19 protein-coding genes and 3 pseudogenes are annotated in these 20,575 nt (G+C 36.1%); 15 read left to right on the top strand and 7 right to left on the bottom strand.

Going from position 1 to position 20,575, the window contains the following annotated elements:
• The first annotated feature begins 3 nt into the window (after positions 1-3).
• The 4 genes from arsC to B5473_RS06390 are packed head-to-tail and all read left to right on the top strand — an operon-like array spanning position 4 to position 2,851.
• Positions 4-429, top strand: a complete 426-nt coding sequence (gene arsC / locus B5473_RS06405) for an arsenate reductase (thioredoxin) (RefSeq protein WP_079524113.1) — start codon at positions 4-6, stop codon at positions 427-429.
• Between the two features lie 18 nt (positions 430-447).
• Positions 448-807, top strand: coding sequence for an arsenite efflux transporter metallochaperone ArsD (gene arsD / locus B5473_RS06400; protein ID WP_079524112.1), 360 nt, complete (start codon positions 448-450; stop codon positions 805-807).
• A complete protein-coding gene (gene arsA, locus B5473_RS06395; RefSeq protein WP_079524111.1) occupies positions 807-2,573 on the top strand; it encodes an arsenical pump-driving ATPase in 1,767 nt (588 codons plus the stop codon). Before arsD ends, arsA begins: the two co-directional genes overlap by 1 nt.
• On the top strand, positions 2,570-2,851 hold the full coding sequence (locus tag B5473_RS06390; protein ID WP_079524110.1) for a Fe-S cluster assembly protein HesB: 282 nt from the start codon (positions 2,570-2,572) through the stop codon (positions 2,849-2,851). Before arsA ends, B5473_RS06390 begins: the two co-directional genes overlap by 4 nt.
• A gap of 279 nt (positions 2,852-3,130) precedes the next feature.
• On the opposite strand, the gene B5473_RS06385 is transcribed toward B5473_RS06390, so the two are convergent.
• Together B5473_RS06385 and B5473_RS06380 are read right to left on the bottom strand one after the other, a co-directional pair.
• Positions 3,131-5,239: a heavy metal translocating P-type ATPase gene (locus B5473_RS06385; RefSeq protein WP_079524109.1), complete on the bottom strand. Its 2,109-nt coding sequence runs from the start codon at positions 5,237-5,239 to the stop codon at positions 3,131-3,133.
• On the bottom strand, positions 5,236-5,604 hold the full coding sequence (locus B5473_RS06380) for an ArsR/SmtB family transcription factor (protein ID WP_079524150.1): 369 nt from the start codon (positions 5,602-5,604) through the stop codon (positions 5,236-5,238). The genes B5473_RS06385 and B5473_RS06380 overlap by 4 nt, the downstream gene beginning before the upstream one ends.
• A gap of 159 nt (positions 5,605-5,763) precedes the next feature.
• Here B5473_RS06380 and B5473_RS06375 point away from each other — a divergent pair, with 159 nt between their 5' ends.
• The 5 genes and pseudogenes from B5473_RS06375 to B5473_RS06355 all read left to right on the top strand — a co-directional run.
• Positions 5,764-6,306 (top strand): copper resistance CopC family protein, encoded by a 543-nt coding sequence (locus tag B5473_RS06375; protein ID WP_176142036.1) that lies wholly within the window; start codon positions 5,764-5,766, stop codon positions 6,304-6,306.
• Positions 6,303-7,403: a copper resistance D family protein gene (locus B5473_RS06370; RefSeq protein WP_254865258.1), complete on the top strand. Its 1,101-nt coding sequence runs from the start codon at positions 6,303-6,305 to the stop codon at positions 7,401-7,403. Before B5473_RS06375 ends, B5473_RS06370 begins: the two co-directional genes overlap by 4 nt.
• Positions 7,404-7,446: 43 nt before the next feature.
• Positions 7,447-8,112, top strand: a complete 666-nt coding sequence (locus tag B5473_RS06365) for a DsbA family protein (protein WP_079524148.1) — start codon at positions 7,447-7,449, stop codon at positions 8,110-8,112.
• Positions 8,105-8,548, top strand: coding sequence for a disulfide oxidoreductase (locus tag B5473_RS06360; protein ID WP_079524107.1), 444 nt, complete (start codon positions 8,105-8,107; stop codon positions 8,546-8,548). The genes B5473_RS06365 and B5473_RS06360 overlap by 8 nt, the downstream gene beginning before the upstream one ends.
• Before the next feature lie 55 nt (positions 8,549-8,603).
• Positions 8,604-8,825: pseudogene (locus tag B5473_RS06355) on the top strand (NAD(P)-binding domain-containing protein); the annotation flags it as partial.
• Positions 8,826-9,348: 523 nt separating this feature from the next.
• On the opposite strand, the gene lspA reads toward B5473_RS06355, so the two are convergent.
• Positions 9,349-9,783, bottom strand: coding sequence for a signal peptidase II (gene lspA / locus B5473_RS06350; protein ID WP_079524105.1), 435 nt, complete (start codon positions 9,781-9,783; stop codon positions 9,349-9,351).
• Positions 9,784-10,125: 342 nt separating this feature from the next.
• Here lspA and B5473_RS20860 point away from each other — a divergent pair.
• Positions 10,126-10,239, top strand: a pseudogene (locus B5473_RS20860) (hypothetical protein); the annotation flags it as partial.
• A gap of 338 nt (positions 10,240-10,577) precedes the next feature.
• The gene (locus B5473_RS06345; protein ID WP_079524104.1) at positions 10,578-10,904 is read left to right on the top strand and encodes a four-helix bundle copper-binding protein; all 327 of its coding nucleotides are present in this window, start codon (positions 10,578-10,580) and stop codon (positions 10,902-10,904) included.
• Between the two features lie 159 nt (positions 10,905-11,063).
• Here B5473_RS06345 and resA read toward each other — a convergent pair whose 3' ends face one another.
• From resA to B5473_RS20855, 4 genes and pseudogenes are all read right to left on the bottom strand, one after another.
• Entirely contained in the window at positions 11,064-11,597 is a 534-nt protein-coding gene (resA, locus tag B5473_RS06340; RefSeq protein WP_079524103.1) for a thiol-disulfide oxidoreductase ResA, read from the bottom strand.
• 20 nt (positions 11,598-11,617) lie between these two features.
• Entirely contained in the window at positions 11,618-12,325 is a 708-nt protein-coding gene (locus tag B5473_RS06335) for a cytochrome c biogenesis CcdA family protein (RefSeq protein ID WP_079524102.1), read from the bottom strand.
• 50 nt (positions 12,326-12,375) lie between these two features.
• Positions 12,376-12,713 (bottom strand): annotated as a pseudogene (locus B5473_RS06330) (disulfide oxidoreductase); the annotation flags it as partial.
• A 167-nt stretch (positions 12,714-12,880) separates the two neighbouring features.
• Positions 12,881-13,147 carry a DsbA family protein gene (locus B5473_RS20855; RefSeq protein WP_254865257.1) on the bottom strand — a complete coding sequence of 89 codons (267 nt, stop codon included), beginning with the start codon at positions 13,145-13,147 and terminating at the stop codon, positions 12,881-12,883.
• Between the two features lie 1,271 nt (positions 13,148-14,418).
• Here B5473_RS20855 and B5473_RS06320 point away from each other — a divergent pair.
• The 4 genes from B5473_RS06320 (at position 14,419) to lpdA (ending at position 20,373) form a co-directional block, all read left to right on the top strand.
• Complete coding sequence (locus B5473_RS06320; RefSeq protein WP_079524101.1) at positions 14,419-15,678, top strand: cytochrome P450; 1,260 nt, start codon at positions 14,419-14,421, stop codon at positions 15,676-15,678.
• A gap of 315 nt (positions 15,679-15,993) precedes the next feature.
• The gene (locus B5473_RS06315) at positions 15,994-16,359 is read left to right on the top strand and encodes an ArsR/SmtB family transcription factor (protein WP_079524100.1); all 366 of its coding nucleotides are present in this window, start codon (positions 15,994-15,996) and stop codon (positions 16,357-16,359) included.
• The gene (locus B5473_RS06310; RefSeq protein WP_079524099.1) at positions 16,352-18,751 is read left to right on the top strand and encodes a heavy metal translocating P-type ATPase; all 2,400 of its coding nucleotides are present in this window, start codon (positions 16,352-16,354) and stop codon (positions 18,749-18,751) included. Before B5473_RS06315 ends, B5473_RS06310 begins: the two co-directional genes overlap by 8 nt.
• Positions 18,752-18,951: 200 nt before the next feature.
• Complete coding sequence (gene lpdA, locus B5473_RS06305) at positions 18,952-20,373, top strand: dihydrolipoyl dehydrogenase (RefSeq protein WP_079524098.1); 1,422 nt, start codon at positions 18,952-18,954, stop codon at positions 20,371-20,373.
• Positions 20,374-20,575: the final 202 nt, after the last annotated feature.

Genomic DNA, 20,575 nt, shown 5'->3' with positions numbered 1-20,575 from the left:
CAAATGACAAAAAAAACACTATATTTCTTATGTACAGGAAACTCTTGCCGTTCACAAATGGCAGATGGGTGGGCACAAAAGCTATTACCGGAAGATTGGGAAGTGTATTCAGCCGGTATTGAAACACACGGTGTCAATCCAAATGCGATTAAGGCAATGAATGAAGTAGGTATCGATATTTCTCACCACACGTCAGATTTAATTAACCCAGATATTTTGAACAAAGCTACATTAGTCGTAACACTTTGTGGGGATGCAGCAGATAAATGTCCAATGACCCCTCCAGGCGTACGTCGTGAACATTGGGGATTTGAAGACCCAGCAAAAGCTACGGGTACAGAAGAAGAAAAATGGGCCGTGTTCCAACAAGTACGTGATGCAATCGGTGCACGTATCGAGCAGTTCGTAAACGAAGAATTAAAAAAATAAGTGTTCGGAGGGATCGACTTGAAGAAAATTGAAATTTTTGAACAGGCGATGTGTTGTCCAACAGGTGTATGTGGACCAGCAATCGATCCAGAGTTACTACGCATGTCTTTTATTATGAATAACTTAAAAAATACGAACGTGTCAGCTGAACGTTTCAATTTAACGAATCATCCGGATATGTTTATCGACAATAAAGCAGTTAATGATTTATTGATGAATAACGGAATGGATAGCTTGCCGGCGACATTCGTGGATGGTGAACTAGTATTAAAGGGTAATTACCCGACAACAGTTCAGTTTGCTGAGTGGTCTGGATTAAGTGAAGATGAGCTTTTGAAAAAGCCAAAAGTTCGTCTATCAATCGGAGTGAATAAATAATGGAACGTTTTACACGTGAGCATTTTCCGAAGACACCGTTTCTTTTCTTTACAGGAAAAGGTGGTGTTGGGAAAACATCGACTGCTAGCAGTCTTTCCATTGCGTTAGCGAAAGAGGGACGAAGAGTGCTGTTGATTAGCACAGACCCTGCTTCGAATTTACAAGATATATTTGGTCAGGACTTAAAAAATGAACCCACGAAAATAAATGGTACAGAAAATCTTTATGCCCTAAATCTTGATCCAGAGCAAGCAGCAGCAAGCTATAAGGAACAAATGGTTGGTCCATATCGCGGGAAATTGCCGGAAGTTGTGATTCAAAATATGGAGGAACAATTATCCGGTGCTTGCACTGTTGAAATTGCCGCTTTTAATGAATTTGCAATGCTGTTAACAAACGATGCGTATACAGAGCAGTACGATACGATTGTGTTTGATACGGCACCAACTGGCCATACCCTTCGTTTATTGCAGTTACCGTCAGCATGGTCAACATTTTTAGATGAAAATACGACAGGCACGTCTTGTCTAGGTCCATTAAAAGGGCTTGAGCCACAGCGAGAAGTATATAAGCAAGCTGTTGCACAGTTAACGAATGAGGCGCAAACAACACTGATGCTTGTCACACGACCTGAAACAAATCCATTAAAAGAAGCAGCACGTGCATCAGAGGAATTATTTGAGATTGGTTTGCGTAATCAGCAATTAATTATTAACGGCTTTCTACAATCGGCAAGTGATGACCCGATTGAAAAGGCATTTTATGAACGTCAAACAGTCGCGCTAAAAAAAATGCCAGAACCATTAAAGGCATTTGACCATTATTACTTACCGTTTGTACCATATTCTTTATCAAACATTGAGCGAATGGAAGCATGGATGATGGATACGAAGCTCCAGACAAATGCGAATGAGCCAACGTCACTAAATACTCCAGAACTTGAAGAAATGATTGCGGACTACGTGGCACGTAAACCAAAGATTATTTTTGCGATGGGGAAAGGTGGCGTAGGGAAAACGACCGTTGCCTCGTATATTGCTCTTAGACTGGCCGAAGAAGGGATGCGTGTACACTTAACAACAACAGACCCCGCAGCCCATATAAATTGGACATTTGTTCAAGAGGAACAAGATGGTGTAACTGTTAGTCGTATTGACCCAAAAGTAGAAATTGCGAATTACGAAGCAGAAGTGCTAGCAAAAGCAAGTGAGACAATGAATGAAGACGGACTCGCTTTTGTAAAAGAAGATTTAGCTTCACCTTGTACGGAAGAAATTGCGGTCTTTAGAGCATTTGCGAATTTGGTTGAAACGCATCAAGATGAAGTTATTATTATTGATACAGCGCCAACAGGGCACACGCTGTTACTGCTCGATGCAACGGAAAGCTATCATAGGGAAATTTCTCGTTCAGCTGGGGAAGTACCTGTTGCTGTTTCAAATTTATTACCACGGTTACGTGATCGACATTATACGAGTGTAGCCATCATTACGTTACCAGAAGCCACACCTGTTTATGAAGCATCACGACTGCAAGAGGATTTAGCACGTGCAGGCTTACATGTCGATTGGTGGGTAGTTAATCAATCATTTGCAGGTCTTACGCTAACAAGCTCAACACTGATGCAAAAACAGCAGTCTGAGGTTAAATGGATAGAAGAAGTAAAACAATTAAGCAAAAACCGTTTTGTGACGATTCCTTGGGTGAAGGAAGCGCCAGTTGGAAAAGACGGATTACATGCATTAAAAGGGGAGACGCTAAAATGAAGATGAGTCCAGAAGGTAAACAATTTGTAGAGCAAGTATTAGCACAAGCTGAAGGTGCAACATTGCGCTTTTACGGTGTAGCTGGATGTTGTGGTATGAATTTAAGTGCAGAAATTGCACAAGCTCAGGAAGCTGATACAGTAGAGAGAGTTGAAGGAATTGAAATCGCCGTAGATCCACAAATTGCCCAGCAGCTAACAGACGTAACGATTCACGCAGAAGAAGAAAATGGCCAGCTTGGCTTAGTATTACTAGGCTACGAACAATCAAGCTGCTAATGCGATTACATCATTCAAGTACATTAACTGCTGAATACTTTTTAAGTTATGCACAACTTGTGATGAATAGCCGAGAATTATTTGGAATATATAAAAGCCACTCTATATAATATGGAAATCCATCTCATCAACGTGAAGAGATGGATTTTTTCTAGTTATGATGTATTCATTTTGTTGTAATTATTATAGAGGTGAAAAATTGTTTGCATTATTTAAAGTTTATTTCTTATTGCAATATTTAACTGCATAATGAAATTAAAATAATTTACTTGATACAAATCAGTATTTCGTTCGAATCAATCTTAATGAATTCAAAACAACGATTAAGGTTGCGCCCATATCTGCAAAAATAGCCATCCATAATGTTAACCAACCGGGAATTATTAATAGCAAAGCTAACACTTTTAATCCTAAAGCAAATGCAACATTTTGGAAGATGATATTTAGCGTTTTTCTACTTAAAGCAATGGTATATGGTAGTTTCTCTAAATCATCGGCCATTAAAGCAATATCCGCTGTTTCAAGTGCTGTGTCGGTTCCGGCACCACCCATGGCGATTCCTACAGTCGCACTTGCTAATGCAGGTGCATCATTTACACCATCTCCAATCATAGCAACTTTACCATAATCTTCTCTGAGTGATTTAATAACACTCAATTTGTCTTCTGGCATAAGCTCCGCTCGCACATCTGTCAATTCCAATTGCCTGCCGATTGCACTTCCAGTTGACTGATTATCACCTGTTAACATAATGGTCTTTTGAATACCCAATTTGTGTAGTTTTTTGATAACACTGAAGCTACTATCTCTCACTTGATCCGCTACTGCGATAAATCCTTTAACTTCATGTTCTGTTCCCAGTAACATGACCGTTTTGCCGTCCAGTTGCTGCTCTTTTACTTGATCTTCAATGGAAGAAGATAAAGACATAGTCTCTCTAAATAAATTGGGACTTCCAATATAAATAAGTTGGTCACCAATCGTTGCCTTCGCTCCTTTACCTGTAATCGATTGGAAATCGTCAACTGGTAATAACTCAATTTTTTCTTTTTTAGCTTCTTTCAAAATAGCAGAAGCAAGTGGGTGTTGGGAAAACTTTTCGATAGAAGCTGAAACCTGTAAGATCTCCAAGTTGTTCATTTCTGATAGGGAAACAACTGAAGTTACTTCTGGAGTTCCTTTTGTTAAAGTTCCCGTTTTATCAAATGCTACAACTTTCAAACGACCTGTTTCTTCTAAGTGAATCCCACCTTTAATTAAAACACCATTTCTTGCAGCATTTCCGATAGCTGTTACAATAGCTACGGGAGTTGAAATCACTAATGCACATGGACATCCGACTACTAATACCGCAAGACCACGATAAATCCATTCATTCCATTCTCCACCTAAGAATAGGGGAGGGAACAATGCCACTAAGAAAGATATCAATAAAATTGATGGTGTGTAATACTTGGCGAATTTATCTACAAATTGTTGCGAGGGCGCTTTCTCTGCTTGTGCTTCTTCCACCAGATGAATAATTTTCGAAATCGTCGTATCTTCTACACGCTTTGTCACACGAACTTCGAGAGAGCCTTCTTCATTCAGTGTCCCAGCAAATACTTCGTCTCCAATCATTTTAAGAACAGGAACTGATTCACCAGTAATAGATGCTTGATTAATAGAAGATTGACCGTGAATGACCTCGCCATCCATCGCAACTTTTTGACCTGGTTTTAGAATCATGACATCGCCTATTTGAATATCTTCAACTGCTATTTCATATTCATTTTTCCCGCGTTTGATCATCGCAGTATTTGGTGCTATATCCATGAGCGTACGAATAGATTGTCGCGCTTTGTCCATTGAATAACTTTCTAATGCTTCACTTATCGCAAAGAGAAAAACGACGACAGCTCCTTCTCCCCACTCACCAATGATGGCCGCACCAACTACGGCAATTGTCATTAATGTTTTCATATCAAATTGAAGCTTTGTTAAATTTAATAATCCTACTTTGATCAGACTGTAACCACCAATTATGATGGATACACCGAAGGTAAGGATTGTTTGGATACTTTCTTCTCCATATACTGTTGAGAAGAAGTAGCCAAGTAGTAGAAATACCGCTGAAATAAATGTCGTTTGATTTTCTCTTTTTTTCCAGAAAGGATCCTTTTTCTCCTGTACTTTTTGTTTTTCTGGTACAACCTTAATACCATCAAAGGCACCTGCATCTTCTAGTTGCTCAATCGTTGCTTCCCCATGAACTGTAAGTTTAGATGCACCAAAGTTTAACTGTACATCTTCAACTGTTTGAATATTACGGATATTCTTTTCAAACTTTGCAGCACAATTTGTACAAGAAAGACCTTGTAATCGATAAACATTTTTTTCTTCGGTCATTCGCTCCAACCTTCTTTCGAATGATTATGAGCAATACTCACTAACTGTCTAACATGTTCATCCACAATTGAATAAAACACCAGTTTTCCTTCTTTCCGATATTTTGCTAATCCCATGTTGCGAAGATAGCGCAGATGGTGAGATGCAGTTGCAGTTGTAGTACCAAGTATGTTTGCAACGTCACACACACACAATTCTTTCTCAAGAGTTAAGGCATATGTGACTTTCAAACGTGTTGCATCGGATAAAGCTTTAAAAATAAGCTCTACTCCATTCATTTCTTCCATTTTTGGTTTAACACGTTCAACCATTTCTTCATCAAAACACGTTATTTCACACATATCCTTCGGTACTTTTTTGATCATTTCTGTCAATTTATTCACCTCATTCAAATATTCATTTGATTATTAATATTAGTGTATGCAAAAGACAATATTTTGTCAATAATATATTCAAGTGAGTGTTTGAATATGTAAATGCAACTGTTACAATCAGAATAAATCAACACTAGGAGGAGATATAATTTGAAAAAAATTTATATTTCAGTATTCTTATTACTATTCACATTCACACCAACTGTTTTAGCCCATTCCAATCTGGAGAGTTCTGTCCCTCATGACGGAGAGGTCATTACAGAAAATTTATCCACCTTGACACTAACATTTAATACGGTTATTGAAGTTACAAGTTCATTTAAGCTAACTAATGAAAGTGGACAAGATATTCCTATGGAAAGTATTCTAGTCAACAATAAAGATATGATTGGAAACTTAAGCTCTCCATTAGAAGAAGGAAAATACATAGTTAATTGGAAAATAATAGGGGGAGATGGACATCCTATTGAAAATTCGTATTCATTTTCGGTAGATACTTCTGGTGGTAATAATGCTAAAGCTTCATCAGAACCAATTTTAAAAGAAAACATGACCGAACATGGTGACCATATTGTTGAAAATATTGAGAAAGAAGCCCCTACTTCGAACAATTTCTTATTTGTAACCGCAATTCTGTTAGTAATGGTTGCGTTGGGAACTTCCTTTTGGTTACTGAAGAGAGGGAAAAAATGATGATTTGGATTTATTTTTCGGAAACCCTTCTTGATCTATGTTTTTCTTTATTAATGGGTTCGTTCATTCTATCATTAATTCCAATTAATCATAGACCCACCATTAAATTCAGTAAAAGATGGTTACAACTCTCGATTTTAGGAATCGTTCTCCTGTCACTTTTCCCTATTATTAGATTAATCCTGTTTTTATACGTGGATATCGGATTGAATTTAACGATAGAAAACGTTGTTGGTGGGTTTGAAGTAGGACAAGCATGGACAGTTACTCTTTTCCTTTCTACTATTTTTTATCTTTATGTATCAATATTTTCTGTCTTTACTAGCAAAAAACACCTTATAGTATCCATAGTATTTACACTTGCACTTGTATTATCGCTAGGTTGGGCTAGCCATTCTGCGTCACTAACTGAGTGGAGTGGTTTTCTTGCACATACCCTGCATTTCTTGGCCGTAACCATTTGGGTCGGAATCTTAATTGTGATTAGCTGGTTCTCCGTAAACCATCAAAACTGGTCCACTTTTTTAAAATGGTTTACCCCAGTTGCAATTAGTTGCTTATTAGTCATAACTGGTACTGGATTGTTCCTAATGACACTAGTTCTTGATTTTAATGAGTATGCAAATTCTTGGCTACTACCTTACGGCCAGGCACTACTCATCAAACACCTAATTGTTATTCCTATCGTTCTTTTTGCATTTATTAACGGAGTTTGGATGAGAAGGAGAATTAAATTGGATCCGCAGATCAACCCGCTACCTTGGGTCAAAGCTGAAAGTGGATTCCTTTTACTCATTTTCTCTGCAACTGCCATTCTGGGACAACAAGAGCCACCACATAGCATAGAGTCCACCGTGTCAGGTAATGGAGTATCGAACGTTTTTCAGGCATTGTATAACGGAGTAATCACCAATCCAATCCACGCTGTTTTGGATTTCAACATTTTGGGGTCCGTGTTTATAATACTATCCTTTAGTTTTTTAATTCTCACGGTAGTGGTGTTTCTGAAGAAGGTCTCTTCTGTTATAGCATTTATAATGAGTGCCTTCTGTGTAATATCTCTCTACTTAGGGTTAATGAGTAGTATTAGCTTTTAAAATAAAAAAATAAAAAGGAGCAATAATTTTGAAAAACTCAAATATGAAGTTTGCAGTAATCGTTACAATAGTTGCAATTGCACTACTTGCTATCATCGTGGTAATTAGTAGCAATCAAACCCCTGATGAAACAGAAATAGTAAGAGAAGAAGTTGATATAACAGGACAACCTGTACTTGGATCAGAAGACGCTCCAGTGACAGTTGTCGAATTCGGAGATTTTAAATGCCCTTCATGTAAAGCATGGGGAGAAACCGTTTACCCACAACTTGTAGAAGATTACATTTTGACTGAAGATGTTAAATTCGCTTATGTGAATGTCTTATTCCATGGTAAAGAATCTGTCGTTGGTTCGTTGGCAGCTGAATCTGTCTATAAACAAGATCCAGAAGTTTATTGGGATTTTCATAAGAACTTGTTCGATGCTCAACCAGAATCAAGTCAACATGATAGTTTGTGGATTACAACAGAGAAAATACTTGAACTTGCTAGTGGTATACCTTCAATCAACCAAGAACAATTAAAGGAAGATATTGAACAAGAATTGACGGCTGAACAAGTAAACAGCGATAAAGATTTGTATACCAAACATAATGTATCGCAAACGCCTACTATTAACATCAATGGAATTACAATGGAAAATCCGTTTGATTATGAAGCTATAAAGGAAGTAATAGAGCGAGAACTAGGGACAGAGAAAAATGAGTAAAAATTCTAATGCTAGTGGAAAAGGAAGAAAAGTTTGGATATTATATTTTGCTTGGCTCGTATCTGTTATTGCAACGCTGGGTAGTCTCTATTTTAGTGAAATTAAAGGCTTTATACCATGCGATCTTTGTTGGTTCCAAAGAATATTCATGTACCCATTAGTGGTGATTTTGGGTATTGGGACTTTACAAAGCGATACCTCTGTGAAAAAGTTTGTATTACCTTTGTCAACTATTGGCGGCTTGATTTCGTTTTTCCATTACCTAGAGCAAAAGGTTCCAGGCTTTGGTGGAATAAAGCCTTGCGTAAGCGGGGTTCCATGTAGTGCAGAATACATTAATTGGTTCGGTTTTATTACAATACCTTTTTTAGCTCTAACTGCTTTTACCTTAATAACTATTAGCATGATTTTCTTCTTTACCAAGAAATCTAAATAAAAATAGTTCTAAGTTACCTAGAAACAATTAACTTTTTCTATTGGAGGAATAATGTATGTATCACACACATGTTATCGGTGGTGGACAAGCAGGGTTATCAATGGGTTACTATTTGAAGCAAAATAACAAAGAATTTCTTATTTTAGAAAAAGGAATGTATGTTGGTGAAGTATGGAGAGATAGATATGACTCTTTAACCTTGTTTACTCCCAGAATGTACAGTTCACTACCAGGACTCCAACTTGATGGGGACGGTCATGGCTTACCTTCTAAAGATTCAAAGTGTCGTAAAGTAACCCCAATCTGGAAAATGAAGGTTATGCGGAACTTCATGTAGGCCGGGTATGCTATGAGGATACGCTTCTTATGGTATCTTGAGTTAGGGCAACTGCAGAAGATCTCAGCCTTACAATTTACGTACACCCAACTTTACCTGAACCGCTTATGGAAGCAGTTGAAGGAGTTATGGGACATGCTCCATTGCTGAAAAAAAGAATTCGTATCTTTAACTTAACTGGACCTGCATAATATAAGTGCAGGTCCAATTTATTTATTTTTATAGAGTAAAGATTATGGAAATTATTTTTTATGTAATAACATAAGCTTTAGCTAATGTTTTTGGCGGTTTGATTATTTTTCTTAAGAAAAATTGGTCTAAAAGAAGTTCCGGTTTTATAAAAAAGAAAGGGCTTCGTCATACATAGAATGGTTTTGGTTCTGGTGATTATTCGTGTTACTTTCCTTTGAATTTGTTTGTCCAGTATTTAAATCCTTTAATGTAAAGGACTTTTTAAGATTGATCACTCTCTAATTTTTTCTTTATAGGTGCTAATAAAGAATAAAATAACTCCACAAACTAAAAATACATCCGCAGTATTAAATATCGGATAATTAATAAATGTAATTTCGAACATATCTGTTACTTCTCCAAAAAATAAACGGTCTACAACGTTTCCCACTGCACCTCCTATAAAAAAACCAAAGGCTATACGCGTAAGCTTATCAGTTACTTTACGACAATATATAAGACCAATGACTATAACAATAATAGCAAAGCTAATTAAGAATATTTTTTGTCCAGCAAAAATTCCCCAAGCTGCGCCTGTATTGCGATGAGATGTTAATTGGAAAAAACCATTAATAATTGAAATAGATTGCCCATAGTCCATAAAATTTCTAACTAGATATTTAAAAAGCTGATCAACACCGAGTGTGAGTATAATAATCCAATACAAAGACGTCACCTCAAAAATTTATTTTCTAATATTTGTAAACAACTTTTTAAAGAAAGGGGATTTATAATATTTTGTAAATCATTGCGTTTAATTAAAGAAAAAAACTCCTTATAAATAGTCTTTTAGCAGATAAAGATATTTAGTTATTCGTTTGATGCACGTTCAATTATTTCCCCTTCATGCATTGCATTATTTTAAAATATATAAATAGTTTTTTAAGTAATATAGAAGTCATATTCTAATGTACATTTGAATATGATATGCTTTTAGCTTAAAGTTATTATTGTAAAATGTCAATATTAAAAAACTAACATCTGAATACGGAAATGTTGCCTGATTTGAGATGGAGTTAAAGATGCCCCTGCCTTAGCAGCTTCTACGGCAGATATTGCAATGGGTGGTGCTCGTACAGATACTGCGTTAGAAACAGCGGATGTTGCGTTAAAGGGAGACGATTTCGGGTGATTATGAATTACCAAAACCCCAGCACATGTCATTTTAATAGCATGCATAAAGCTTTTCGAAACCAATACGTGTATGATACAGTTCACCATCGATTCCATTTTCTTATACACGATCATCTCTTGGACCCAACATACTAAACTGACTCACATAAGGGTGTAAAGTTAGCGCGGTTTATAAGAACGGACTCTATGGACCCAATTTTTGGTCGACTTTTCTTCATTTCTACTAATGTTAGAATCTGTGAAGGTCATCGATTTTTGTTTAATGGTAAAATTAATGGGAATATTATAAGTGTGGAATTAAGATAATATTAATAGGAGGAATTGAATATGTCACATGAACAACATCAAGAATTACTGCAAATTTTACATGAATGCATGGTAGAATGTAATCATTGTTATAATGCATGTATGAAAGAGGAAGACATTAAGATGATGGCCGTATGCATACGTTTAGACAGAGAATGCGCAGATATGTGTAACTATTTAGAACAAGCGATTTCAAGAGGTACACCATTTATTTCTGAGTTAGCTTCCGTTTGTGCAAAGATTTGTGAAGCATGTGGAAACGAATGCAAAAAGCATGATCATGAACACTGTCAGAAATGTGCTAATGCCTGCTTTAAATGTGCAGAAGCATGTAAAATTGTTGCCTAAGAATATTCATTAGATAAAAAGTTGCTCAAAGCTGGTTAATTAACTCTTGAGCAACTTTTTAATCAAAATTCTTTGCGTTACAGCCCCTATAATTTTTGTCCAGTTTAGTGTTGACATTCACATTCCCTAGTTTCCTCAATAACATGGTTTCAAATATATTTATTTAGGCATTATCTGTTTCATATAACTCAGAATGCTTTCATCAGTCATTTCACCGGTAATAATTTTCTCAATTTTTCCTTCTGAATTAATTAAAATAGTTGTTGGTAACGGTTTAATATTGTAAGCCCCCATAACGCTCCTGTATCTGTCTATTAAAACCGGGAATGTTAAACCCTTTTGTTCTATGTATTTATTTACTGTATAATCTGGTTCCGCAATGTTTACAGCTAATACTTGAACTCCTTCATTTTTGTAACCTTGATAATATTTTTCCATAATCGGAAATTCTCTTTCGCAAGGTTTACACCATGTACCCCAAAAATTTAAAAAGACTCCCTGTCCCCTATACTCTGATAATTTATGGGTTCTCCCATTCATATCCACGAGTTCAAAGTCGGGTGCAATATCACCTACTTGTATTACTTCTCTCTTCTCCTTTGTAAGGCTACTGTACAGAGTAAATACTATTGCAGCAACCATTAAAATCAAAACAAATAGACGCATAAAAAATCTTCGTCTTTTTTTATCCATAGTAAAACCTCACCTCTCTTCTAAAATCCTGTAAACCCTCCGAAAAATGGTGTTAAGAATGCAATAATTTTTGTCATCATATCGAAGTATAATAAAATCCCCATTATGATCATTACTCCTCCTCCAAAATTCATAAACCAATTACCTTTCTTTTGAAGAAACTTCATTTTCCCAATAAATAGCGACATAATTAGGAATGGAATGGCAAACCCTAGGACATAAAATAACATATAAAGCATGCCTTTCCCTGGGTCAGACATACTTAAAGCAATAACACTAGCTAGTATTGGACCTGTACATGGTGTCCATCCTGCAGCAAAACCCATTCCAATAACAACAGATCCTATGACACCTTGAGGTCTTTTTTTAAACTGTACCTTCTTTTCAGATAGAAAAAAATCCATCTTAAATACGCCCAGTATAACTAAACCAAAAAAGACCATGATGATTGCCCCAATTTGTCTAAGTAAATCCTGATATTGTATAAAAAGTGTACCAATAAATGAAGTTGAGAATCCTAATGCCATAAAAATACTGGAGAACCCTAGTAAAAATAGCAAAGTATGTACTAACGCTTTACGATTAAATACTCCCTTATCCTCTTTCAAATCATTTAAAGATATTCCTGTTACATAAGAAAGAAACGCTGGGTACAACGGGAAAGAACAGGGTGAGATAAATGATAATAATCCAGCCCCAAACGCTAAAAATAAACTTAGTTCTAACAAATACTTTCACTCCTCCTTTTCACATAAAATTATTTAAAATTCAAATTAATTTACTTCTTCGATTTCTTAAATAAGATAACCATGCACATACTTATTAAAGTAAAGGCAATTAAAGCTAAAAAAGGTATTGTAATAAAACCAAACCAATTAATGTATTGAGCACTACATGGAATTCCACTTACACAAGGTTTTATTCCTCCAAAGCCTGGCACTTTCTGCTCGAGGTAATGAAAAAATGATATAACCCCACCAATTATTCATACAGGTAATACATATTTTCTTACAGATATATCTCACCTTGGAATGTTCCAATTCCCAAAATTAAAACTAATGGATACATAAAAATCCGTTGAATCCAACATAAATCACAAGGTATAAATCCTCTTAAATGGATTCTTAATAGTTATTCCATTAATATTAATAGTTGGTGTTTGAGATACGTTATTTTTCATAAATAAATCTTTATCAATATTAACTTTATCTACTGTTAATTCTTGTTCAATACTTTCTTTTAATTGTCTTGTTTAATAGAAGGGAATTCACTAGCCAATGTAATTACTTTTCAGTTGTTACCCATACATCATCATGCATTACCGCTTCTGGTTGCTTTGCAAATACTTTTTCATGGGAATCCCAATATACTTCTGGAATTTGCTTATAAACAGCTTCGGCTCCCAATGCAGCCAAGGTCGTTTCCTCCCCATGGAATAAAACGTTTATATAAGAGAACTTAACATCGCCCGATAAAACATAAACTTCAATAAGCTGAGGATAAATTGTCTCTCCCCAATGCTTTACATGATGGACATTTGAAATCTCCAAATTCCACTACTGTTACCGGAGCATTTTCTTCACCTATTATTGGTTGTCCTGTTAATACTACCTAAAGTCTCACATCTTCTGATTCATCTGATACCTGATTGTTAGTAACTATTACAATTGCTACAAGCAAAGCACAGCAACTAAAGTAAGAATAACTACAAATTTCATAATTGAATCAAAAACCTTTGTGTAATTAATCTTAGTTTTATGCAGTGTATAAGGGATAATTTAAACTCCAAGTATTTTACTCTACCTCCAATTTAATCCTTATTGTAACAAATTGAACATATCAATCAAATATTCACTTGGATATTTGGTTGACAATTTTGTGTCTTGTAAAGTGTTTAGTTAAAACAAAGTCAAGAACCAGTTGTTTTTAGTACGTGGCAAGAAAGTAAAGACGATACAGCAATATATGAATTAGAATCTTAGAAGTTACCTAAGCTTCTTTGAGCAGCAGTTTAGTTGAAGAAGAAGGTTTTTGCGATTGTGTTGAATAAGTTATTATATGGAAAGTAAAAAGGGGTGTTTTACTTCAAACTTGGGGGTTGCACTTTTTTTGTTATAAAGCAGTTAACGAGTTTATGCTCCCCATCTCAAATCTTCTGAGGACGCTTTTTTTATACCGTTTGCCCAATAGGCAGATGGGATATCATAAAAATCGGTTGTTGCAGTACTAACCTTTGTTTGATTAATTGGCCGTAGCAAATTCTTGATTATATCGTTTTTGACTCATAGAACAAATAGACACGTCCTCTCATTAGTTCAATAATAGTAGCTTAATCGAGATGTGTTCAAACATTTATACTACATTCAGTTAGTAATGTACATGAACAATTTCAGCTTGTACAGATAAATTGTTATAAGGTATGTAAGCATTGTTCTGATGCTTGTCTAAAAAATGGGGATTGTCACATGAAGTTTGCATTCGACAAGACCAGAATGGACTGATATGTATGCCTTTGAACATCTCCAATTATAAATTGGTTACAGGTGGGACAAAATAGGGGAAATAAGGTATAAATAATCAAAAATGCTTGCTCCCAAGGACTTGCCTTCATGAATTTACAATAGTTCCCATTATCTTTTAGAGAAATATCTCATAAATTAACAAAGATGGTTGACCTCTGATTGAGAGCAAATTAAAAATCCTTCTCGTTAAGAAGGCTTTAAAATGTATTAAAACGGATGGGAAAGAACAAATTTTTAGAATAAATAGGGAAAAGTTGCAAATAATAAAATTATCGTTAATAAAAATGGAGATGAATGATATGTCAGATATAAATCAAATGCCTCGTGAAGATGGAATTGATCATAGCTTAAGTCTTATGAGAGAAGGATATATGTATATTTTGAACAGACGTCTCAGTTTTAATTCTGATATTTTCGAGACGCGATTGCTTGGAAAAAAAGCTATCTGCATGGGAGGTAAGGCGGCTACTGAAGTTTTTTATGACACTGAGAAATTCAAAAGGAAAGATGCTGCACCCAACCGGGTGGTCCAAACATTGTTCGGAAAAAAAGGTGTTCAGGCTTTGGACGGACAAGATCACAGACATCGTAAGGAAATGTTTATGTCTATTATGTCTCCTAAGGGAATTCAAAGCCTAACAGACATTACAAAAGAACAGTGGAAGACAGCGCTAAATAAATGGGAACAGGTGGATGAAATTATTCTTTATGAAGAAGTAAAAGAAATCCTGTGTAGAACAGCCTGCCAGTGGGCAGGCGTCCCTTTGGAAGAAAACGATGTTAAAGAAATGACAACAAACTTGGCCGCGATGTTCGAGTCTCCAGCTGCAGTTGGCCCAAACCATTGGATAGGGAGAAATGCACGGAATAAAGTAGAAAATTGGATTGGCGATTTGGTTGAAAAGGTGCGTAATGGGGAAATAAATCCTCCAGAAAGTACAGCTTTAATTAGATTTGCCTGGCATCGCGATTTAGAAGGAAATCTTCTGGATACTAAGACTGCTGCTGTGGAAGTAATCAATATCTTGAGACCTATTGTGGCGATTGCTATATTCATCAATTTTTCTGCGCTGGCATTGCATCATTTTCCAGAAGAAAGGGAGAAACTTGAATCCCATGAGGAAAAATATGCCCAGATGTTTGTACAGGAAGTTCGTCGTTTTTACCCGTTTTTTCCGTTCGTCACAGCACTGGTAAAAAAAGATTTTACCTGGAATGGCTATAAATTTGAAGAAGGAACATTAACTTTACTGGATCTTTATGGCACAAATCAAGATTCCAAAATTTGGGAAAATCCTGATTTGTTCAGTCCTGATCGATTTTCTAAATGGGAAGGAAGCCCATTTGATTTCATTCCGCAGGGTGGTGGTGATTACTTTATGGGTCATCGCTGTGCTGGAGAGTGGGTCACCATTCAAATCATGAAAGTAAGTCTCGAATATCTAGTCAACCAAATGGAATATGAAGTTCCTAACCAGGATTTAAGTTATAGCATAGTGAGCATGCCAAGTATTCCCCACAGCAAAGTAGTGCTAAAGAATGTTAAACAAAAACTATAATAAAGTTCGCCTTTAGCAGAACAAGGTGGAATTCCACAATCACTGAAGTCGGTTTGATAAGTAGATCTCTAAATATAAAAGGAGAGTCACAAAGCCCATTTTCTCTAATAAAGAGAGAAATTGGGCTTTTTATAGCACAGCTCTTATTGTTTTTACGGCATGCATTCCCTTAATCCACTTGTTATAAGGATAATTAATTACCGCAGACTAAAGAAAACACTTTATATATATATTCAAACATATATTTGACTTTTTGTTTTAACTTTCTTATAATAATATTCAAATAAACATTTGAATGAAAAGAGGTGGGAAATTTTGCGAAATGAAGCATGTGAAGTTACGTGTATAGATGAAGAGAAAGTCAAGAGAGGTAAAAATGAACTGCACCAACAAAATCCTTTGGAGGTAGCCAAAATTTTCAAAGCATTATCGGATGACACGAGGATTAAGATTGCATATGCTCTCTCTTTAGAAGATGAATTGTGTGTTTGTGATGTAGCGAATATTGTTGGTGCTACAACAGCTACCACATCTCATCATCTAAGGTTACTTAAAAATCTGGGATTAGCTAAATATCGAAAAGAAGGTAAGTTGGTCTACTATTCATTAGATGATGATCATGTAAAGCAACTTATAAAGGTTGCATTTGCACACCAGAAGGAGGTTGTTAAAATTGTCTGAAGCAAAACCATTAGAAAAAGATAAAAATGTATACCGTGTCGAAGGATTTTCATGTGCAAACTGTGCAGGAAAGTTTGAGAAAAATGTTAAAAAACTTCCAGGAGTACAGGAAGCAAAAGTGAATTTTGGAGCATCTAAGATATCTGTTTATGGTGATGCAACGATAGAAGAATTAGAAAAAGCGGGTGCATTTGAAAATCTTAAAGTGTCCCCTGAAAAACCAAGAAGAGAAGCTAAACAAGAGGTTACAGAGGACAAAAACGTATACCGTGTTGAAGGATTTACCTGTGCAAGTTGTGCAGGGAAGTTTGAAAATAATGTAAAACAACTCCCTGGAGTTGGGGATGCAAAAGTAAATTTTGGTGCATCTAAAATTGCTGTTTACGGTAATGCAACGATTGAAGAACTTGAAAAGGCAGGAGCTTTTGAAAATCTTAAAGTTGCTCCTGAAAAGCCTGTACGACAAGCTAATCAAGAGGTGAAAGAGGTTAAAAAAGAAGAAAAAGTACCGTTCTATAAAAAACACAGTACTTTACTCTATTCAGTCTTATTTCTTGTCTTTGGTTACCTTTCCTCATCTGTTAATGGGGATGAGAACATTGTTACTATATTATTATTTGTAGCATCTATGGTAATCGGAGGATTATCACTCTTTAAAGTCGGTTTACAAAACTTGATTCATTTTGACTTTGACATGAAAACCCTTATGACAGTAGCTGTTATAGGTGGTGCCATTATAGGAGAATGGGCTGAAGTTTCCCTTGTTGTCATACTCTTTGCGATTAGTGAAGCTCTGGAACGATTTTCTATGGATAAAGCTAGACAATCGATTCGTTCATTAATGGACATCGCTCCTAAAGAGGCACTCGTTAGACGTAATGGACAAGAAATAATGATTCATGTCGATGATATTGCTGTTGGCGATATCATGATTGTAAAACCTGGTCAAAAGATTGCGATGGATGGTGTTGTCGTAAGTGGCTACTCTGCCGTTAACCAAGCAGCTATTACAGGCGAATCAGTCCCTGTTGAAAAAATTGTTGATGATGAAGTATTTGCAGGTACCTTAAATGAAGAAGGTTTACTTGAAGTAAAAATAACGAAACTCGTAGAAGATACAACGATTTCTAAAATTATTCATCTTGTAGAGGAAGCACAAGGAGAACGTGCTCCTTCGCAAGCATTTGTCGATAAATTCGCGAAGTATTATACACCAATCATTATGATCATTGCAGCATTAGTTGCTATAGTCCCGCCTTTATTTTTTGATGGCAGTTGGGAAACATGGGTTTACCAAGGATTAGCTGTTCTTGTTGTTGGTTGTCCTTGTGCGTTGGTTATATCGACTCCTATTTCTATTGTTTCAGCGATTGGAAATGCTGCAAAAAAAGGTGTCCTTGTGAAGGGCGGAGTGTATTTAGAAGAAATTGGTGCTTTAAAGGCTATTGCCTTTGATAAAACAGGTACCTTAACAAAAGGGGTCCCAGCTGTAACTGATTATAATGTGTTGAACAAACAGATAAATGAAAAAGAATTACTATCCATCATTACTGCATTGGAGTATCGTTCTCAGCATCCTCTTGCTTCAGCTATCATGAAAAAAGCAGAAGAAGAAAATATTTCTTATTCTGACGTACTAGTAGAGGATTTCTCTTCTATTACAGGTAAAGGTATAAAAGGGATTGTAAACGGGACGACTTATTATATCGGTAGCCCGAAACTATTTAAGGAATTATTGACTACCGATTTCAATAAAGACTTAGAAAAAAATGTTACTACGCTTCAAAATCAAGGTAAAACAGCCATGATTATTGGAACCGAAAAAGAAATACTTGGATTTATTGCAGTCGCTGATGAGGTTCGAGAATCAAGTAAAGAAATTATTGAAAAGTTACATCAACTTGGAATCAAAAAAACAATTATGCTTACTGGTGATAACAAAGGTACTGCGAATGCAATTGGTCACCATGTCGGAGTATCAGAAATTCAAGCTGAATTGATGCCTCAAGATAAATTAGACTATATTAAACAATTAAGGTCGGAGTACGGAAATGTAGCCATGGTTGGAGATGGTGTCAATGATGCGCCTGCGTTAGCAGCTTCCACAGTTGGAATTGCAATGGGTGGAGCTGGTACAGATACAGCTCTAGAAACAGCAGACGTCGCTCTAATGGGAGACGATTTAAGAAAACTTCCATTCACTGTAAAACTTAGCCGAAAAGCTCTGAATATAATTAAAGCTAACATTACTTTTGCAATTGCTATTAAACTGATTGCCTTATTATTGGTAATCCCAGGTTGGTTAACGCTCTGGATTGCAATCCTATCAGATATGGGGGCAACGCTTTTGGTAGCGCTAAATAGTTTAAGACTAATGAGAGTGAAAGAATAACGGGAAAATGGCTAAAAAGGGCTTTCCAGACAGATTGGAAAGCCCTTTTCCAAAAGATGAATTTCATTAATAGGCTACCTTCTATATTTCCAGCCTAATTAAAGATAGAAATATTGGGTATAAGTAAAACATCAATTATTGGTAATTTTTTTATTAAAATAATTATTTTCTTTTTTATAAGATTGAAGGAGGAAACTAAAATGACTGTTGAAGGAAAAAAGGATGTAGATTTGTTAGTTATAGGTGCAGGATCAGGAGGTTATGTAGCTGCTATACGTGCTGCTCAGTTAGGGAAAAAAGTGGTTTTGGTGGATAAGGCAGAATTAGGAGGGGTTTGCCTTAACCGTGGATGTATACCTTCAAAAGCTCTTATTAGTGCTTCTGAACGAGTGAAACACATAAAACATGCCAACTCAATGGGAATAAAGGTTTCTGGTGAAGTTGAAGTAGAGATGCCAGAAGTAGTGAAGTGGAAGGACGGTATTGTGAATAAACTAACGAATGGAGTTCAGACTTTACTGAAAGGCAATGGAGTAGAAGTCATTAGTGGGGAAGCTTATCTTACTGAACCCTATGTTGCCAAAATTAAAATTGGTAACGAAGAACAATTCTTTTCATACAAAGACTTAATTCTAGCGATAGGATCTTTACCTACGGAATTAAAAAGTATGCCCTTTGATAGAAAAAGAATCATCTCTTCAACTGAGGCATTGATGCTTCAAGAAGTGCCAAAACATTTAGTTGTAGTAGGTGGCGGTTATATCGGTTTGGAGTTGGGAACTGCTTATGCTAAATTCGGGTCTAAAGTAACGATTCTTGAGGGGTCAGATACAATTCTTCCAGGTACTGATTCTATGCTTACAAATGTAGTAAAACGTCATTTAAAGGAACTTGGAATTACAGTTATAACGAATGCTTTAGTCCAAGGCGGAGAAAATACAGGCGATGAAGTAAACGTTCAGTTTCAGGTTAATGGAAAGGAAGAGAGAATCCAAGGGGATTATTGCTTAGTTTCCATTGGAAGAAAACCGAATACAGGGAAAATTGGATTGGAAAATATCGGGGTTGAATTAGACCAACGAGGTTTTATTAAAATAAATGATAAGTGCCAAACAAATATTGAACATGTTTATGCCATCGGAGACTGTGCGGGCGGTTACCTCCTTGCTCATAAAGCTAGTTATGAAGGAAAGATAGCTGCAGAGGTAATAAGTGGGCAAAATAGCGTGATTGATTTTCAGGCAATGCCTTTTGTTATTTTCAGTGATCCGGAAGTAGCTTATACAGGTTTAACCGAGAAGGAAGCGAAGGAAAGGGGATATGAAACAGTTTCTAGTCGTTTTCCATTCCAAGCTAACGGCAGAGCTTTATCTGTTTCTGATGCCGATGGTTTTGTACAAGTTGTGGCGGATAAAAAATCTAATCGGGTGTTAGGTGTACAAATGGTAGGGCCAGAAGTATCATCTCTTATTGCTGAAGCAGTTTTTGCAATTGAGCTAGGGGCAACTGCAGAAGATCTTAGCCTTACAATTCATGCACACCCAACCTTACCTGAACCACTCATGGAAGCAGCTGAAGGCGTGATGGGACATGCTATTCACATGCTCAATAAAAACCAGTAATGTAAATACCAGTCAAACCTGCACTTTTTATAAGTGCAGGTTGAACTTTTTATTAATGGCGTGAGGGCTAATGGATATTTTGTTCTATGTTTTAACCGCAGCTTTTGCAATTGTCTTGGGTGGCTTTGTGATCTTTCTTAAAAAAACTGGTCTAGAAGAGGCTTGAATGGATTAATGTCTTTGAGTGCGGGAAAATACTTTT

The sequence above is a fragment of the Solibacillus isronensis genome (assembly GCF_900168685.1).
Lineage (GTDB): Bacteria > Bacillota > Bacilli > Bacillales_A > Planococcaceae > Solibacillus > Solibacillus isronensis_A.
Note: the sequence above shows the minus strand (reverse complement) of the source record. Positions and strands in the feature narration are given on the sequence as shown.